The organism is Acidovorax sp. GW460-11-11-14-LB4 (genome assembly GCF_059423685.1).
Window position 1 is genome coordinate 56,686 of the sequence record NZ_JBWKYJ010000009.1, and the last position, 17,745, is coordinate 74,430.

At 64.2% G+C, this 17,745-nt stretch carries 12 protein-coding genes; 6 read left to right on the plus strand and 6 right to left on the minus strand.

Going from position 1 to position 17,745, the window contains the following annotated elements:
* The first annotated feature begins 31 nt into the window (after positions 1 to 31).
* The 3 genes from AC07X4_RS06110 to AC07X4_RS06120 all read left to right on the plus strand — a co-directional run bounded on the left by AC07X4_RS06110 (position 32) and on the right by AC07X4_RS06120 (position 7,571).
* Entirely contained in the window at positions 32 to 2,332 is a 2,301-nt protein-coding gene (locus AC07X4_RS06110) for a type VI secretion system Vgr family protein (RefSeq protein WP_494739547.1), read from the plus strand.
* Between the two features lie 105 nt (positions 2,333 to 2,437).
* Positions 2,438 to 7,171 (plus strand): RHS repeat-associated core domain-containing protein, encoded by a 4,734-nt coding sequence (locus AC07X4_RS06115; RefSeq protein WP_494739548.1) that lies wholly within the window; start codon positions 2,438 to 2,440, stop codon positions 7,169 to 7,171.
* Positions 7,155 to 7,571: a hypothetical protein gene (locus AC07X4_RS06120; RefSeq protein WP_494739549.1), complete on the plus strand. Its 417-nt coding sequence runs from the start codon at positions 7,155 to 7,157 to the stop codon at positions 7,569 to 7,571. The genes AC07X4_RS06115 and AC07X4_RS06120 overlap by 17 nt, the downstream gene beginning before the upstream one ends.
* Positions 7,572 to 7,687: 116 nt before the next feature.
* On the opposite strand, the gene AC07X4_RS06125 is transcribed toward AC07X4_RS06120, so the two are convergent.
* Positions 7,688 to 9,763 carry a putative bifunctional diguanylate cyclase/phosphodiesterase gene (locus AC07X4_RS06125; RefSeq protein WP_494739550.1) on the minus strand — a complete coding sequence of 692 codons (2,076 nt, stop codon included), beginning with the start codon at positions 9,761 to 9,763 and terminating at the stop codon, positions 7,688 to 7,690.
* Positions 9,764 to 9,856: 93 nt separating this feature from the next.
* On the opposite strand from AC07X4_RS06125, the gene dbpA reads away from it, so the two are divergent.
* A complete protein-coding gene (gene dbpA, locus AC07X4_RS06130; protein WP_099731364.1) occupies positions 9,857 to 11,275 on the plus strand; it encodes an ATP-dependent RNA helicase DbpA in 1,419 nt (472 codons plus the stop codon).
* A 78-nt stretch (positions 11,276 to 11,353) separates the two neighbouring features.
* Here the strand turns inward: dbpA and AC07X4_RS06135 are convergent, their stop codons facing one another.
* The 4 genes from AC07X4_RS06135 to AC07X4_RS06150 all read right to left on the minus strand — a co-directional run bounded on the left by AC07X4_RS06135 (position 11,354) and on the right by AC07X4_RS06150 (position 14,890).
* Positions 11,354 to 12,046, minus strand: coding sequence for an ankyrin repeat domain-containing protein (locus AC07X4_RS06135; protein ID WP_494739551.1), 693 nt, complete (start codon positions 12,044 to 12,046; stop codon positions 11,354 to 11,356).
* Positions 12,047 to 12,089: 43 nt separating this feature from the next.
* Entirely contained in the window at positions 12,090 to 12,584 is a 495-nt protein-coding gene (locus tag AC07X4_RS06140; RefSeq protein WP_056745563.1) for a GlcG/HbpS family heme-binding protein, read from the minus strand.
* 139 nt (positions 12,585 to 12,723) lie between these two features.
* A complete protein-coding gene (locus AC07X4_RS06145) occupies positions 12,724 to 13,356 on the minus strand; it encodes a response regulator transcription factor (protein ID WP_494739552.1) in 633 nt (210 codons plus the stop codon).
* Positions 13,346 to 14,890 (minus strand): sensor histidine kinase, encoded by a 1,545-nt coding sequence (locus AC07X4_RS06150; RefSeq protein ID WP_494739553.1) that lies wholly within the window; start codon positions 14,888 to 14,890, stop codon positions 13,346 to 13,348. The genes AC07X4_RS06145 and AC07X4_RS06150 overlap by 11 nt, the downstream gene beginning before the upstream one ends.
* A 127-nt stretch (positions 14,891 to 15,017) precedes the next feature.
* Here AC07X4_RS06150 and AC07X4_RS06155 point away from each other — a divergent pair, with 127 nt between their 5' ends.
* Both AC07X4_RS06155 and dtd read left to right on the plus strand, forming a co-directional pair.
* Positions 15,018 to 15,968, plus strand: a complete 951-nt coding sequence (locus AC07X4_RS06155; RefSeq protein ID WP_056059587.1) for a cation diffusion facilitator family transporter — start codon at positions 15,018 to 15,020, stop codon at positions 15,966 to 15,968.
* Positions 15,965 to 16,417, plus strand: a complete 453-nt coding sequence (gene dtd / locus AC07X4_RS06160; protein ID WP_494739554.1) for a D-aminoacyl-tRNA deacylase — start codon at positions 15,965 to 15,967, stop codon at positions 16,415 to 16,417. Before AC07X4_RS06155 ends, dtd begins: the two co-directional genes overlap by 4 nt.
* A 40-nt stretch (positions 16,418 to 16,457) precedes the next feature.
* On the opposite strand, the gene AC07X4_RS06165 is transcribed toward dtd, so the two are convergent.
* A complete protein-coding gene (locus tag AC07X4_RS06165; RefSeq protein ID WP_288850657.1) occupies positions 16,458 to 17,711 on the minus strand; it encodes an MFS transporter in 1,254 nt (417 codons plus the stop codon).
* Positions 17,712 to 17,745: the final 34 nt, after the last annotated feature.

Genomic DNA, 17,745 nt, shown 5'->3' on the forward strand with positions numbered 1-17,745 from the left:
AGTAACTCAGACGTTCGTTCCACCTTCTCTCATGACCCGTCGCGTCACTATCCAAACTCCTCTGGGCGAGCAACTGCAATTTCGCAAGCTGGAAGGGACTGAAGCGCTGAGCGATTTGTTTTCGCTAGAAGTCGATCTGGTCAGTCCAAGCAAAAACATTGACCCAAAGGCGCTGCTAGGAAAAGCTGCGTCAGTGGTGGTGGAGACGGAGGGGTTGGGCAAGCGATATCTCAGCGGACTCGTCACGCACTTCGGTATGCGGGGGCAGGATCATCGCTGGGCGTCCTATCGCATGCGTCTGCGGCCTTGGCTTTGGGTCACCACGCGCAAAACCGATTTCAAGATTTTCCAGCACATGACCGTGCCGGACATCATCATGGAAGTACTCGGGAAGTACGGCTTCCCCATTGAAAAAAAGCTCACTCGCTCGTACCGAACCTGGGAGTACTGCACTCAATACGGTGAGAGCGACTACAACTTCGTGGCGCGCTTGTTGGAGCACGAAGGCGCCTACTTTTACTTCACTCACAGTTCCGGGAGTCACACGCTGGTGCTGGCCGACGACATCACAGGCTCGCACAGTCCGTTGCCTGGTGGTCACGTCGTACCTTTTCATCCGCCTGGCAAGGCCGCCATCGCGGACAAGGAACATTTTTACGCCTGGGAGCTTGTCCAGGAGGTGCAGCCGGGACGGCACTACAACGATGATTACGATTTCAAAAAGCCACGTGCCGATCTCTCGAACATGCGTCAGAACCCACCGGGGCATGAGCATGACAAGTACGAAATTTATGAGTGGCCAGGCGGCTACACTGAGTTCCCGGATGGCGAGACTTACGCCAAGATTCGTCTGCAGGAGCACCTGGCAAAGCATAGCCGGGTGCTAGGCCGTGGCAACAAGCGCAACCTTGCCACGGGTTACACCATCAACCTGGAAAACTATCCGCGCGACGACCAGAACCGCCAATACCTGATCGTCAGCACGCACTACCAGTTTGAAGAGAATCCCGAGGTCAGCAGCAGCCGGGTGGGTGGAGCGACTGCAACCAAGAATCCGCACGAGGCGGGTTCCATTCAGCAGTTTGAAATTCAGGCACAGCCCACCAGCATTGAGTTTCGTCCCAAGCGCAACACACCCAAGCCGCGGGCGCTCGGCCCGCAAACGGCGGTAGTCGTTGGACCTCCTGGCGAGGAAATCTGGACCGACAAGTTTGGGCGTGTGAAGGTCCAGTTTCATTGGGATCGCATCGGCGCGATGGACGAAAAATCCAGCTGCTGGGTACGTGTTTCGACCAGTTGGGCAGGACCGCAGTTTGGCGCGGTTTTCATTCCCCGGGTCGGTATGGAAGTCATCATCGATCATCTCAACGGTGACCCTGACTACCCCATCCTCACGGGTTGCGTCTACAACGCGCTCAACATGCCGCCCTGGGCGCTCCCTGCCAACGCGACGCAGAGCGGCATCCTCACCAGGTCTAGCAAAGGTGGAGCCGCAGGGGATGGTATGAAGAATGGCCCCGGCGACGCCAATGCCCTGCGGTTTGAGGACAAGGCGGGCGAAGAGCAGCTGTGGATACACGCTCAGAAGGACCAGCTGACCGAAGTTGAAAACGACGAAGCAAAGTGGGTGGGCAGAGACCGGGAGAAGACCATTGACCGGGACGAGACCAACACCATTCACCGCGACCGCACCGAGACGGTGGACCGCAACGAAAAGATCACCATCCACGGCTGGCGCACGGAAGAAGTTGATGGCGACGAAACCATCACGATTCACAGCAATCGATCGGAGCGGGTGGACCATGACGAAAGAATCAGCATCGGGGACAACCGTAAAGAAGCGGTGGGCAAGAACGAGACCGTCAAGATCGGCCTCACCAGACAACACACCATTGGCATCATGTCTATGCTCAATGTCGGGCTGGTCCGCATCATGAATGTCGGTGTTGCCTACAGCCAGAACATCGGGATGGTGATGTCCACCATCGTGGGCATGACCCAGACTACCAAGGTCGGCCAGAGCCAAAAGACTACGGTGGGCAAGGACTATGTGCTGGAGGTGGGGGGTGGCGGCGGAGGGAGTGGTGGCTCTGCAGCTGCAAGTGCTGGCGTGGATCACATCGTGGCTCCTTCAGGCGGCGGCTCCGGTGATGGTGGTGGCGGAGATGCTCCCAGCTGCATCAAGATCGACGCCAGCCAGATCTTCATGGAATCCAAGAAGATTCATCTCAACGCCAAGGACGAGATCCTGCTCACTGTCGGCAGCAGCACCATCAAGCTCACCCCCAGCCAGATCGAAGTGCTTTCTCCGCTCGACAAGCTGAACTGCTAGATGGGAACTTTGGGGGGAGTTTGGCGGCGCAGGCGCTGCCAGCCTTGCGGCGCTTCAGGCGGCGCGCGCATCTGGACAACAACATATTCAATCGAGGGAAACATCATGGGCAAGAACGCTGCCAGGCGAGGAGACCTGACGGAATCTGGAGGTCCGATCATCCAGGGCTCCAACACGGTCCTGATCGGCTCCCAAGGCGGCGTAGCGTGCTCCACCTGCCCCGGTGGCAAAACCATTGGCAGCCCCGTCAACCCCACCCTGGGCGCCAAGGTCCTGCTCGGCCCCGAAGACCTGGACTTCGCACTGCCCGGCCCCATACCCCTGGTCTGGCAACGCCAGTACAGCAGCTACGTCAATTCCGAACAGGGCCCACAGTGCGGTCTTCTGGGATGGTGTTGGCACCTGCCACACGAACTGCGCCTTCAGCTCCAACCCACTCAAACCCTTCTGCACGACGCCGGTGGCCGCGTCATCACCTTTGACGAAGCCCTGCGCGCAGGCCAGACCCTGCAAGGCGACAGCGAAGCCCTCCTGCTGCTGCGCGGCGGTGATGCTGAGGCTTACAACGGCGCGACCTCTGCCAGCCTGGCCCAGGAGCTCCTGCCCTGGATGCACCAGCAGCGCTGGGCCCACATCCCCGCCCTCGCCCGATTGGATGCCGGCTACGTCCTGGCCGCCACGCAGACGGGCCGCACAGCCTGGCTCTTCAAGGCCCAGACCAACGGAGACTGCCACCTCGTTGGCCTGATGGATGCCTTCGGCCGCACCCAGCAATACCACCATGATGAACACGGGCGGCTGGCTGCCATCACCGACGGCGCAGGCCGCCGCTACGCCCTGCTGTACAACCGCGAGAGCGGGCCAGCGGAGCACGCGAGCAACGTTCAACCCACCGGTGCTGGCCCCATCGATACCGGGCTGCGCTTGATGGGCGTGGACTGCGTTCACAACCCTCACGACGGCAGCCCCGCCCACCCCGTGCCCCTGGTGCGCTACCACTACAGCCCCCAAGGCGACCTCATTGCCGTGCATGCCCGCGACGGCCAACGCACGCGCCAGTTCCGCTACGACAGCCAGCACCGCATGGTCGCCCACCGCGTACGCAGCGGCCCGGAACACAGCTATGTCTATGAAGGCGACCACCCCGGCGCCCGCGTCATCGAACACCACAACGAAGAAGGCCTGAGCTACCACTTCAGCTACCAGGACGCGGCGCCCCAAGACCCCAAGGCCGCCAGTTGCACAACCGTGCGCGACAGCCTGGGGCGCACCACTGCGTACCACCACGAAGGCTGCGGCGGGCTCAAGCGCATTACGCGCCAGATCAACCCCGACGGCAGCGAAGAGCACTTCCAGTACGACGGCGCAGGCCGGCGCATCGCCGCCACCGACCCGCTGGGCCGCACCATCCACTGGCGGTACGACGGCCAAGGTAACCTGCTGGGCGTGCAAGGCCCCGACGGCCGCAGCAGCCAGCAACGCTGGGGTTTGCCGGGTACAGCGCAAGACGGTCTGCTGCTGCAAAGCGCCAGTGCCAGCGGCATCCAAACCCACTACGCCTATGACGAATGGGGCCGCCTGACCGAGGCCACCGTCCTCGCAGGCGAACTAGCCAGCACCACACGGCTGCAATACCAGGAAGGCGCCCTACACACACTGCCCCCGGCCAACCGCGCTTGGGCCGACCAACCACAGGCCGTCGTCGATCCCCGAGGGGGACGCAAGACCTTGGGCTATAACGCCTGCGGCCAGCCCACCCGCTATACCGACTGCAGCGGCCACACCACCCGCTGGCAGTACGACGCCTGGGGTGAACTCATCGAAGAAACCGATGCCCTGGGCCATCACACCCGCCACCAGCGCGACACCGTGGGACGGCTGCTGCAAACCCAGCAGGCCGACGGTAGCTTGGTGCAATACTGCTGGGGCGACAACGGTCAGGTCCAAGCCATCACCCTGGGTGCCGTAGCTCACCGAACCAGCGACACCGGCTTGGCACCGGTCACCACCACCGTGACCTACGAGCACGACCTCTGGGGCCGCATCATCGCCCAGACCCAGGCTGGCGCCAGCCTGCAACTGCGCTACGACAGTGCAGGCCGCGTCACGGAACTCATCAACGAGAACCACGCCACTACCCGCTTCACCTACGACACCCAGGACCGCTTGATCCAGGAAGTGGGCTTCGATGGCCGTAGCCAGGCTTACCGCTACGACGCCGCAGGCCAACTGATCGAAAAGACCGACAGCCAAGACAGCAGCTTGGCCGCTGCGACCGAAGGCATGGGTACCGTGCGCAGCCGCTTCCACTACGACAACGCCGGGCGCCTGACCTACCGTATCACCGCCAAAGCAGGTGCGGCCTGCGAGGTGGACATCTCCCCTGTCAACGCCGAGGCCCCAGACAACGACCTTCAAATCCACCAGTTCAGCTACAGCGACAGTGGCGAACTCCTGAGCACCGAGGGCTGGGAACTGGGCACAGAGGCGACCACCGCGCTGGTCAACGACTGGTTGCAACTGAGTACTGAACAACTGCGTACCGTGCTCAACCAGCAGCACGACACGCAAGCCCTTGCCAATAGCCCCTGGCTGCAAAGCCTGCAAGTCCGATACGTGCAGCCCAGCAGCCGCGTAGATCTGCAACGTGACGCGCTCGGCCGCACCACCGGCGAAGTGCAAACGCTCTACTGCGTACCCGAGGCGGACACCAGCGGCGCTCACAAACTGGCCCTTGCTACCGAATTCGAACATCGCATCCACCACCGCCTGGGCGCACTGGGCGAGCGCCAAACCAGTGAATTGCAAGGCATCGGCCAACTGGACTGGCTGACCTACGGCTCAGGCCACGTGCACGGCGTGCTGCTCAACCAAACCCCCCTGCTGGCCCTGGAGCGCGACAAGCTGCACCGCGAAGTGGGTCGCAGCCTGTACCTGCCGCAAAACGGCGCAGCGCACGAACACGCACCGGCCATCATCACCCAGACCCGCCAGATGGACCCTCTGGGCCGCCTGCTGCACCAACGCTGGCAAGGACTGCCAGGACACGCCAGCGCACCCCAAAGTGCAGCCCCGCTCATAGGCGGCCTGCAGCAGCGCCGCTACACCTACGACAGCCTGGGCCAGCTCATCGGCATCCAAACCCCCACCGAAGCCAACGCATACCAATACGACAACTGCCAGCGCTTGATCAACCAGATGCAGGCCAGCGCTCAAGGGGAACACCACCACCGCTGGCGCCTGGACCCGGCAGGCAACCGCCTGCCCGCCAAAGCGGCGTTCCAGCACCTGGGCGCAAAGACCGCAGTCAGCGCTGACTGGAGCGCCCAGGTCCAACAAAACCTGCACGACCCGCAGTTCAACCTGCTGCAGCCTGACCAAAACCCGGACACCTCCGCGGGCCAGAACATAGAGCGCTGGCGAGACAACCGCATAGGATGGAGCCAGAACGCAGACAACCAAGGCGCAACCCACTACCGCTACGACAGCTGGGGCAACCGCACGCAGGCCCTGCACAGCGACGGCAGCATTACCGAGCTGCACTACGACAGCCTGCACCAGTTGCGGCAAGCCGTGCAACGCAACCCCCAAGTGCAAGAACTAAGCCGCACCACTTACCGCTACGACACATTCGGGCGTCGGGTGAGCAAGACACACCGAAAAACAGGCGAGCAAGGCCAGATCACTCACTTCGGCTGGGACGGGGACCGGCTGGTGCACACGGAAACCGCAGAGCAGATTCATCACACGGTGTACGAGCCTGGCAGCTTTGTGCCGCTGCTGCAGGTGCAGAGAAGCAAAGAGAACGCGGGGCAGACCGACCCCGTCAAGACCTTGCTGGGGCTGGGAAGCAATGACGCCAGCAACGCACTGCAGCGAGAACTACCCCGCGAGGAACGAGAACTCCTTCACCAAGCCTTGAAGGAGGCCCTGCGGCCTAGCTACCAACTCTCAGGGCTACTGCCGCAGGAATTGCAGGCGCAGGTGCGGGAATCGATCCAGGCGCTCAAGGATGCACAAGCGCAAACGCAAGAAGAACACCCGCTGACGATCCGGCACGTGCTCACGGATCACCTGGGTACACCTATTGCGTTGGTCAATGCGAACGGAGAACAACTAGGGCAAGTGGCCTGGGTGGCTAGGTACACAGCTTGGGGCGAAATTGCGGACGAATACAACCCCGATCAAATCCACCAACCGATTCGCTTCCAGGGACAGCAGTTCGATGAGGAAACGAACCTTCACTACAACCGGTTCAGGTATTACGACCCGAGGGTGGGACAGTACATCACGCAGGATCCTATTGGGCTAGCTGGGGGATTGAACTTATTTCTCTATGCGTCTGTCAGTCCATTGCAACTCATTGATCCAAAAGGGCTCGATCTGGTTAGTAATGGAACTGGGAATGCTTTGGTTTACACAGATATTTCAAATGGGCAAACGATAATGCTTGATGCTAACGGTCGAACACTCATGGAAATGGAAACACGCAATCAAGTCACCAGCACCGCCAAGAGTGGGGCTGCGGGGGCTTACAGTGGAAAGTTTACTCAATGTGAATATCCAAAATCAAGCAAGGCATTTGGCGTTGCCAAATGGAGAACAACTGATGACAGAGGTAGATGGATCCACGGCGGCGGATCTGGTTTGAAAGATCCCTTCGCAGATCGTCAAGGTTGGAATCCAACCTTGGGGTGTACGCGGGCTCAGAACGAGGATGTGAAAGCTCTGTGCGAAAGATCCGAGCAATTCAAAAATGACAACCCGGAAAGATCCATCGACTACATAAGAAACGGGGAGCTTGAAAACGGAGGAAAAACAAATGCCAGAAATCAGTAAAAAAATCTGTGAAATTCTTTCTTTGTGGTGTCTGCTGACACTTCTTGCACTCGCCCCAAATCTCGCTTTGTCCGCCTGCAACTTGCCTGTGCCTGATATGGGTGGAGCAGATGTTTCCTCTCCTAATTACACGGGATACTTGAAAAGCATTGGGGTGGGGTGGATTGTTGTCAAAGACTACAAAAGCCAAAATGTGAAGCGTATTAGTACTTCTGAGCTCAGCGAGGCATATTCTGCTTTTGGGGGTGATGAGAAGTTTGTTAACTTAAAAAGTGGCATTGCAGTGCGCGTTTGGTTCAAGGATTGTTTTTCAAGCCCAAAGCCCTCGGCGAGTTACGTTGAGTTTTTTTCCAACAACCCTCTTGATCAACCTCCTAGCAGCTATTTTTACAAGTATTAATTTATTTGGATGCCTATCGTCCAATGCGTAGGATTTTTATTTTTATGCGATGAGCGCTGCCAAAAGCGAGAAAGCGATAGCGCAGAACTACATGCACACAACAATCCGTGAGTAAATTATGTAGTCCTGTTCCTCAGCAGCCATCGCCGCGTAGACTCCTCACCCATCGGCATGGTCACCACAAACCCCTGGATCAAATCACACCCCAGTCCCGCCAGCAGGTCGATTTGCGCCTGTGTTTCCACCCCTTCCGCCACCGTCTTGAGCTGCAGGCTGCGGGCCATCTGGATGATGGCGGTGACGATGGCGACGTCGTCGGCGCTGCCGGGGGTGTCGGTGACAAATGACCGGTCGATCTTGAGCTTGTCGATGGGGTAGCGCTTCAGATATGCCAGGGAGGAGTACCCGGTGCCGAAGTCATCGATGGAGATGCCGACGCCCAATGCCTTGACGGCGTGCAGGGTGTTCAGGGTCTGGCCAGTCTGGTGCATGAGCACGGACTCGGTCAGTTCGATCTCCAGGTATTGCGGTGCCAGCCCTGTTTCCTGGAGGACGGCCGCGATTTCAGCGGCCACATCGCGCTGGCGGAATTCGAGGGCCGAGAGGTTGACTGCCACGGGCACCTTGGCCAGGCCCTGGTCCTGCCAGGCTTTGAGCTGGCGGCAGGCTTCGCGCATCACCCAGCGGCCGATGGGCGTGATGAGGCCCCGTGACTCCGAGAACGTGATGAACTCGTCGGGCCCCACCAGCCCCCGCTCGGGGTGGCGCCATCGCACCAGCGCTTCCAGGCCTTGCAGCGAACCGTCGGCCAGGCAAATTTGCGGCTGGTAGTGCAGCACGAAGTCGTTGCGTGCAATGGCGTCGCGCAGCAGGCGCTCCTGGTGCAGCACATCGAGGGCACTGGCCTCCATGCTGGTGGCGTAGAACTGGCGGTTGCCGCGCCCGCTGTCCTTGGCATGCTGCATGGCCGCATCGGCGCAGCGCAGCAGCATGTCGGCGCTGCCACCGTGGTCCGGGTACAGGCTGATGCCGATGGACGGGGAGATGGTGAGCGGCAGCTGATCGACCGTGAAAACGCCGTGCATGGACTCCAGCAGCTTGTCGGCCACCATGGCCGCGTCATCGGGCGTCTGCACGTCGGTCAGCACCACCACAAACTCGTCGCCGCCGATGCGCGCGACCACGTCGGCATCGCGCACACCCTGGCGCAGTCGCTCGGCGACGTTGCACAGCAGCTGGTCGCCCGCATGGTGGCCGAGCGAGTCGTTCACGGTCTTGAAATGGTCCAGGTTCATGAACAGCACCGCCACACGGCCATGCCGCCGGCGAGCCAGCGACAGCACCTGCGACAGCTGCTCCATCAGGAAGTGCCGGTTGGGCAATTGTGTGAGGGGGTCGTGCAGTGCGATGAAGGCTTCGCGCTCCTGCGCCTGTTTGCGGGCCGTGATGTCGCGCACCACCACGATGCGGTAGTCGGCATGGTGCAGGGGCATGGTCTTGCCGACGACCTCGACGGGGATGGGATGCCCATCCTTGTGGCGGATGGTGACTTCGTACGGATCCTCCCGTCCGCTGCGGGTGTATTCCAGCGCGGTAGCGCGCCACTCGGGGCTGATGAAGTTGAAGATCGACAGGCCCAGCACTTCGTGCAGTGCAAATCCCGTCAAGCGGTACAGTGCCTCGTTGCCGTCGGTGATGATGCCGTCGCGATGGAACACGATGGCTTCGTCCGTGGCCTCGGTGAACTTGCGCATGCGTTCTTCGCTCTGGCGTACCTCGCGCTCGGCGCGCCAACGCTCGGTGATGTCGGTGATCAGCACAAAGGAGCCGAGCTGCAGCCCCGCGTTGCCAAAATGCGGGATCAGGTTGACCTCGATCATCCGCACCTCGCCGTTGGGCAGGGTTTGCTCGCGCGTGTATTTCACGCGCTCACCGTGTGAGCAGCGCTCCACGTACGGCTGGATGGCCTGCCAGGCCTTGTCGCCAATCGCCTCCTGCACGGTCAGGCCCAGGATGGATTCTGTGCTGTGGCCGTTGTAGGCGGCGTAGCCCTGGTTGGCGAACTGGCAGCGCAGTCCCGGCAGGTCGTAATAAGCCATCAGGGCCGGGACCGAGTCGGCGATCAGGCGCAGCAGCGAGTCGCTGGAACCCCCTTGACCTGGCGTGTTGGCTGCGTTGGATGAGTCTGGCATGGACCGCTCGGTACGTATCTGTTTGTTATAGCCGATACACCTGACGGGGGCGTAAGGTAGTCGCCCGGATACCCCGCACCGGATAATCGGCCCATGACCTCCAAAGAAAACCAAGCCCGCGCTGATTTCAGCGCGCTGGCCCTGAGCCCCGCCATGCTGGCCAACCTGCAGCAGCTGGGCTACACCACGATGACGCCCATTCAGGCGGCCAGCCTGCCACCCGCCTTGCTGGGCAAGGACCTGATCGCCCAGGCCAGCACCGGCAGCGGCAAGACCGCCGCGTTTGCGCTGGCCCTGCTGGCCAACCTCAACCCCCGCCGCTTTGCGGTACAGGCCCTGGTGCTGTGCCCTACACGCGAGCTGGCCGACCAGGTGACCACTGAAATCCGCCGCCTGGCGCGCGCCGAAGAAAACATCAAGGTCGTGACCCTGTGCGGCGGTGTGCCGCTGCGCGGCCAGATGCTGAGCCTGGAGCACGGCGCGCACATCGTGGTGGGCACGCCCGGCCGGGTGATGGACCACCTGGAGCGCCAGCACCTGACGCTGGAGGCGCTCAACACCCTGGTGCTCGACGAGGCTGACCGCATGCTCGACATGGGCTTCTTCGACGACATCGTCGTGGTGGCCAAGCAGTGTCCCAAAGAGCGCCAGACCCTGCTGTTCTCGGCCACCTACCCCGAGGGCATCGCCAAGCTGAGCGCCCAGTTCATGAAGTCGCCCGAGCAGATCACCGTGCAGGCGCAGCATGCCGAGGGCAAGATCGAGCAGCGCTGGTACGAGGTGAAGAACAGCGAGCGCCTGCATGCCGTGTCGCTGCTGCTCAACCACTTCCGGCCCGATTCGTCCATCGCGTTCTGCAACACCAAGCAGCAGTGCCGCGACCTGGTGGCCGTGCTGCAGGCCCAGGGCTTCAGCGCGCTGGCGCTGTTTGGCGAGCTGGAGCAGCGCGAGCGCGACCAGGTGCTGGTGCAGTTTGCCAACAAGAGCTGCTCGGTGCTGGTGGCCACCGACGTGGCAGCGCGCGGGCTGGACATTGCCAACCTGGCCGCCGTGATCAACGTGGACGTGACGCCCGACCCCGAGGTGCACATCCACCGCATCGGCCGCACGGGCCGGGGCGATGCCGAAGGGCTGGCGCTGAACCTGGCCAGCCTGGACGAGATGGGCAGCGTGGGCAAGATCGAACAACTGCAGGGCCGAGAGTCGCGCTGGTTCCCTGTGGCCGACCTGACACCGACCGGCAACGGCCCGCTGGTGCCGCCCATGGTCACCATCCAGATCATCGGTGGCCGCAAGGAGAAGATCCGTGCGGGCGACGTGCTGGGCGCGCTGACCGGTGAGATGGGCTACACCCGAGAGCAGATCGGCAAGATCAACGTGAACGACTTCTCCACCTATGTGGCGGTGGACCGTGCCATCGGCGCCCAAGCTGCCCAGCGCCTGAACCAGGGCCGGGTGAAGGGCAAGACCGTGAAGGCCCGCCTGGTGACGGGAACCCAGGACTTTGAGTAAAAAGCGCCGGATGCGCTAGTCAATCATGCACCAATAGCTATCAACTTGATAGTGGATGCGCGTCCTGCACTGGCGGCATCAGCGCCGTGCTGCGGCAGCCTCCAGCATCCGCACCATCTCTCCAAAGCCCCGCTGGCGCGCCAGCTGCAGGGGCGTGTTGCCCTGCCGGTCGGTCAGTGCCTGGCTAGCCCCCGCCTGTAGCAAGGCTTGCAGTGTGGCCTGGTGGCGCGGGCCGCCGTTGCCCAGCACGATGGACTCGATGAGCGCCGTCCAGTGCAGGTTGTTCACATGGTCCAGCGGCGCCCCGGCGGCGATCAACTGACGCACCACGCCGTCGTGCCCCAGGTGGGCGGCGGCGATCAGGGCCGTGCCGTCATAGCGGCTGGTCACCTGTTTGGTGCTGGCGCCCAGCTGCAGCAGCACGCGCAGCGTGGCCTCGTCGTCCGCCACGGCGGCGATGGTCACGGCGTCGTAGCGGTCGTTCTCCAGCGCATTCAGGTCGGCCCCAGCCTGGGCGAGGGCGCGGATGGCATCGGCCTGCCGGGCAAAGGTGGCCACATGCAGCGGCGTGCGGCCGTAGCCATCGCGGGCATTCACGTCGGCCCGCGCTGCGATCAGTTGGGTGAGCCTGGGCACATCGCCCCGCGCCGCAGCGGCATGCAGGCCCTGGTAGGCTGCTGTTTCGGCCGCCGTGGGTGGCACCTGGGCCTGGGCCGGGGTGGCACAGGCCAGGGCGGCGGCCAGGGCGAAAACAAGATTCCACGGCTTCATGGGGGCCTCCGTTGAATGCTCAGTTGCCTGTGGTGGGGCTGGCTTACTTCAGCAAGTCCTGCACCTTGGCAATGCCCGCCACCGCGCACTGCTCGTCCAGGTGGCCGCCGGGTGCACCGCCCACGCCCACAGCGCCGATCACCTCGTTGCCCACCTTCACCGGCACGCCGCCGCCCAGCAGCAGGTAGCCGGGGATGTTCACCAGGTTGGCCGCAGCGGGGTTCTTCTGCGCGCCTTCCATCATGGCCAGCGTGGTGTTCTTGGCCGATGCCGAGGTGTAGGCCTTGAGGCGGCTGGCTTCCAGCGTGTGGGGGCCGGCGTTGTCGGCGCGCTGCACAGCGCGCACGGTGCCTGCGCGGTCCACCACGGTGGCCGTGACGGCGTAGCCGTTGGCGGTGCAGGTGGCCACGGTTTGCGCGGCGATCTGCGTGGCCAGGTCCAGCGACATGTTCTTTTCGGTGCGCACGCCTTCGGCGCTGGCGGCGGTGGCGATCAGGGACAGGGTGAGGGCGGCGACGGTGGCAAGGCGGTTTTGCATGGTGTTCTCCGGTGTTTCTGGGTCGGTGCCACCCGTTGTGGCGCCGTGGGAGAACTGTAGAAATGGCCGCCGTTTTCGGCCATTCGGGCGGCTACGCGCGGGCCTCCGTAGAACTACGGAAAGCCCGCCAAAAGGTAGCTCACGCGGCCGCGTCCACCAGCGCCGCGTAGCGCCGAATCAGCTGCGCCAGCGACTCGGCCCCCAGCTTGGCAAACAGGTGGGCGCGGTGTGTTTCCACCGTGCGGGGCGAGAGTTCGAGCGCCCGGCCGATTTCCTTGTTGGTCAGACCCTCCACGATCAGTCCCAGCACCTCGCGCTCGCGGGCCGAGAGCTGCGCAAAACGCTCGCGCGCCTGCTGGTCGGCCTGGTGGCGTTCGCGCGAGCGCACATGCTGGCGCACGGCGTTTTGCAGGACTTCGATCAGCACTTCGTCGTCCACCGGTTTTTCCAGAAACTCGGCCGCGCCAGTTTTGAAGGCGCGGCGGCACATCTCCACCGTGCCGTGGCCGGTGAGCAGGATCACGGGCTGGTCCACGCCCTGCGCCAGCAGCTGCTCCAGCACCGTGAGGCCGCTGATGCCCGGCATGCGCACATCCAGCACGATGGCGCCGATGCTGGCGCGGTCAAACCCGGCCATGAACGACTGCGGGTCGGCCCAGGTCTGCACGCGCAGGCCCACGGTGCTGATGAGCAGGGAGAGGCCCTCGCGCACGGCAGCATCGTCGTCCACCAGGTGGATCAGGGGCGAGAGGGAGGGGGCGTTATCGGTCATCGGTGGGTGGTGCGACGTTGAGGGTCAGCACAAACTCTGCCCCCCGTTGGGCGGCGGATGGGGGCGTGGCTTCGGGCGCCAGGCTCAGATGCGCGCCCATGGCCTGCGCCAGGCTCTCGCACAGCGTGAGGCCCAGGCCCAGGCCGCCGTTGCGTGTGGTGTAGAAGGGCTCGAACAGGTGCTGGCGTGCTTCGGGCGGGATGCCGGGGCCGTCGTCGCGCACCGACAGCGCCACCTGTCCGGCACCAGCCTGCGCCATTGCAAGGTGCAGCTGGCGTTCAGCGGGGGGCACTTGCTCCAGCGCCTGCAACGCGTTCATCAGCAGGTTGTGGATGATCTGTTGCAGGGCCACGGGTTCGGCCAGCACCGGGGGCAGGTCTGCTGCGGCCAACACCTCGGGCACCACGCCGCGCTGTGCCAGCTCGGGCTCCAGCAGGTGCAGCACGTCCTGCACGGCGGTGGGCAGTGCCAGGGGCTGGGCCTGACCGGCCAGGTCGGGCCGCTCCACCAGGCGGCGCAGGCGGCCCACCACGGTGGATGCGCGGCGCGCCTGCTCCACGGCGCGGGCCATGGCGGTCTGTGCGGTGTCGAGGTCGGGTGGGTCGTCGGCCAGCAGGCGCTGGGCGGCCTGGGTGCTGGACAGCAGGGCGGTCAGCGGCTGGTTCAGTTCGTGGGCCATGCCAGCGGCCAATTCGCCCAATGTGTTCAGCCGCGCCACCTGGCCCAGGCGCAGCAGCTCTTCGGCCCGCTGGCGCGCCACGCGCTGGCGCCACAGTGCGCGGCCTGCGGCCCACAGCGCTGCGGTCAGCAGGCACCAGCCCAACATGCGCCACCAGGGCAGTTCGTGCATGCCCACGGTGCGGCGGGCCACCACGTCCAGCGGCTGGCTGGCGGCGGCCAGCAGTTTGTGAAAGTCGTAGGTGTGGATGCCGCTGCCCTGGTCGGCCTGGCCGGGCTGCACCACAAAGGCCGTGCCGCCATGCTCCAGCGTCACGCGCACCGGGCTGGCGGCCATGTCCATGGGCCACTCGTCAGTGGGGATGGTGGTGCGCAGGTCGATGTGCAGCGCATAGCTGGCTGGCGTGCCCGCCAGCACCAGGTAGTAACGGCCTGCGGGTAGGTTCAGGCCTGCCGTAGCGGCGTGGCCGGTGCGCCGTGAGGTGGCCTCGGCTGCTGTCAGCTCGGCCTGCAGTGCGGGCGGCCAGTCGCTGTGGGCCGAGCGCTGCAGCACCGCCAGAATCTGCGGATACACCGACGTGAGGCGGGGCAGGGGCGATGCCGCGTTGTGCAGGTCATCCACCGCAGCGGCTGGCTGCAGCAGCGCCAGCGTGGCCATGATGGCGTCGTGCTGCACCACGCGCTGGCTCAGCAGCCGATGCACGATGCGCGCGTCGGTCTCAAACGCCGCGTGCAGTTGCTGCAGGCGGTCCACCACCAGCCAGCCGCAACCGATGCAGGCCACCGCCACCCACAACAGCAGGCTGGGCAGGTGCAGGGCGTGTCGGGGCAGAAGGCGGCGCCAGGCGGGGAGCATGCGCGGATTCTGGCATGGGGGCATGCTGGGGCCTGCTATTAAACGGTGCTCAGATCCTGAACAGGTTCTTAAGGTGGCTCTGGTGTAATTTCAGACTCGCCTGTTTCCGTTCCTTCGCCCACCCGCCATGTCAGCATCTTCTCCCGCATCCCACCCCTGGCTTTCACCCCGCAACCTGCTGTGGGCCTCGGTGGCCGTGGCGGTGGTCACCATTGCGCTCAAGACGCTGGCCTGGGTGGTCACGGGCTCGGTGGGTCTGTTGTCTGACGCGATGGAGTCGTTTGTGAATCTGGCCAGCGCCATGTTTGCGCTGGCCATGGTGACGGTGGCGGCACGGCCAGCCGATGACGACCACCCCTACGGCCACCACAAGGCCGAATACTTTTCCTCGGGCTTTGAGGGCATCCTCATCATGGGCGTGTCGGCAGGCATCCTGTGGGCAGCCGGGCACCGCTTGTTTGACCCACAGCCCATCGAGCAGGTGGGCTGGGGCCTGGGACTGTCGGTGCTCAGCTCGGCCCTGAACGGGCTGCTGGCCTGGGTGATGTTCCGCTCGGCGCGCGAGCACCGCTCCATCGCGCTGGAGGCCGATGCACGCCACCTGGTCACCGACGTGTGGACCTCGGCCGGTGTGCTGGTGGGCATTGCGGGCGCGGCCCTGACCGGGTGGCTGTGGCTGGATGCGGTGGCAGCCATCGCCGTGGCGCTAAATATCCTGAAAGAGGGCGTGGAGCTGGTGTGGCGGTCGTCCCAGGGCCTAATGGATTCGGCGGTGGAGCCCGAGGTTCAGTCCACCATCGACACCACGCTGCAGCAGTTTGTGGCCGCCCAGGCGCCGGGCGCTGTGCGGTTCGACCATGTCTCCACCCGCCGCGCGGGCCAGCGCCAGTTTGTGGACATGCACCTGCACATGCCCGCCGACTGGACCCTGCGCCACGCCGCCGAGCTGCGCGGCCAGGTCGAGCGCGCGCTGATGACCGCCGTGCCCGGCCTGCGTGCCACCATCGAGCTGCTGCCTACCGACGTGGAGGCGCATTTCGACGACCCCCGTGACGATGTGAAGGATGCCGTGAAGTGATCAGCGTATTGCAACGTGTGCGTGAAGCGCGTGTGGATGTGGACGGGCAGACCGTGGGCGCCATCGGCGCGGGACTGCTGGTGCTGGTGTGTGCGGAGCGTGGAGACACCGAGGCTGAAGCCGACAGGCTGCTGGCCAAGATCCTCAAGCTGCGCATCTTTTCGGACGCCGCAGGCAAGATGAACCAGAGCGTGCTGGACATCGGTGGCGGCCTGCTGCTGGTCAGCCAGTTCACGCTGGCGGCAGACACCACCGGCGGCAACCGCCCCAGCTTCACCCGGGCTGCGGCACCCGATGAAGGGCAGCGGCTGTACGACTACCTGGTGGCCCAGGCCCGCAAGATCCATCCCGTGGTGTCCACCGGTCAGTTTGCAGCCGACATGCAGGTGCACCTGGTCAACGATGGGCCGGTGACGATTCCGCTGCGGATGCCGCCTGCAGTTCAATAAAATTGATAGCAGCTGACGATTGATAGATAGGCACTAGAGGCTATCTGGGTTCTGATGCTTGCGAAGAAACCAGTGACGAAACAGGCAAAAACCGAAACGCCACTGACGCCAGCGCCAGCCAGGCCGCAATCGCCAGCATGACGGCCGTGTGGGCATCCCATCCCAGGCGTTGGGCGCCTGTGGCCACGATGCCGGTGAACCACTGCATTAGCGCCACGCCCAGGAACATTGCCATCGTGTAGGCCGATAGGGCCCGGCCGGTGAGTGCGGGTGGGTACGAGGCGCGCACGTCGGCGTACTGCAGCACGCCGTAGCCCGACAGCAGCCCCATCAGCAGGATCAGCAGCACGCTGGCGGCAGGGTGCACCCGCAAAAATGCCAGCAGCGCGAACAGCCCGGCCATCAGCAGCGAGGCGTTGCCAATCCATCGCCGGCGGCGGCCAATGCCCGGGTCCAGCCGGCCCGCCAGACCGGGTGCAAACAGCGCAATCAACGACAGACCCAGCGCGACGTTGCCGCTGTCCACCAGCGTGAGGTGGTAGCGGTCCATCAGCAACGGCGCCAGCCACAGGCCCCGCAGCGACAAAAACGCGGCGTAGCCCGACATGCCCAGCAGCAGGATGCCCCAGGTGTGCGGCACCGTGAGCAGCTGGCCAAAGCCGAGCAGCGCCTGGCCCCAGGTTTCGCGCTGCGCCGGGGGCGGTACCAGCGGGGCAGGCTCGTGCACCCGCAGCCAGATCAGCAGCCACGACAGCGCGCTGAGCACCGCCAGCACGGCATAGCCTGTGCGCCAGCCGCCACCGTGCTGTACCAGCCAGGCCAGCGGCGTACCGGTGAATAGCAGGCCCAGACCGCCAACTCCCATCGCCACGCCCGACAGGTAGGCAAACCGGTCGGCAGGGAAGTGCCGAGCAATGAACAGCGTGCAGGCCAGGAACGCGGGCGAGCAGCCCACGCCGATCATCAACTGGCCCACCATCAGCCACGCATAGCCGGGCGCTGCCGCCGACAGCGCGGCCCCGCCAATCGCCAGCGGGAACGCGGTCAGCACCGTGCGCCGCAGGCCCCACAGGTCAAGCCCCACGCCCATCAGCAACTGGGCCACACCGAACGACAGGCCGAACAGCCCGGCAAAGGCCCCCAGCGACCCGGGCGAAAGCCCGAACTCTGCCGTCAGCCCCTGGGCCAGGATGGCAGTGGTGGTTCGAAACGCCTGGCTCAGCGCGAACCCGCTGAGCAGCGTGAGCAGCATGGCCCACAGCACGCGGGGCGGCGGGCGGCTGCTGCCTGCCATTGGTGCTGGTGTGGGTGCCGGTACCGCCGCAGGC

Bases quoted from the DNA above. Each gene is read 5' to 3' on its own strand.
- AC07X4_RS06110 (WP_494739547.1), top strand. From the start codon at position 32: ATGACCCGTCGCGTCACTATCCAAACTCCTCTGGGCGAGCAACTGCAA.
- AC07X4_RS06115 (WP_494739548.1), top strand. From the start codon at position 2,438: ATGGGCAAGAACGCTGCCAGGCGAGGAGACCTGACGGAATCTGGAGGT.
- AC07X4_RS06120 (WP_494739549.1), top strand. From the start codon at position 7,155: ATGCCAGAAATCAGTAAAAAAATCTGTGAAATTCTTTCTTTGTGGTGT.
- AC07X4_RS06125 (WP_494739550.1), bottom strand. From the start codon at position 9,763: ATGCCAGACTCATCCAACGCAGCCAACACGCCAGGTCAAGGGGGTTCC.
- dbpA (WP_099731364.1), top strand. From the start codon at position 9,857: ATGACCTCCAAAGAAAACCAAGCCCGCGCTGATTTCAGCGCGCTGGCC.
- AC07X4_RS06135 (WP_494739551.1), bottom strand. From the start codon at position 12,046: ATGAAGCCGTGGAATCTTGTTTTCGCCCTGGCCGCCGCCCTGGCCTGT.
- AC07X4_RS06140 (WP_056745563.1), bottom strand. From the start codon at position 12,584: ATGCAAAACCGCCTTGCCACCGTCGCCGCCCTCACCCTGTCCCTGATC.
- AC07X4_RS06145 (WP_494739552.1), bottom strand. From the start codon at position 13,356: ATGACCGATAACGCCCCCTCCCTCTCGCCCCTGATCCACCTGGTGGAC.
- AC07X4_RS06150 (WP_494739553.1), bottom strand. From the start codon at position 14,890: ATGCTCCCCGCCTGGCGCCGCCTTCTGCCCCGACACGCCCTGCACCTG.
- AC07X4_RS06155 (WP_056059587.1), top strand. From the start codon at position 15,018: ATGTCAGCATCTTCTCCCGCATCCCACCCCTGGCTTTCACCCCGCAAC.
- AC07X4_RS06165 (WP_288850657.1), bottom strand. From the start codon at position 17,711: ATGGCAGGCAGCAGCCGCCCGCCGCCCCGCGTGCTGTGGGCCATGCTG.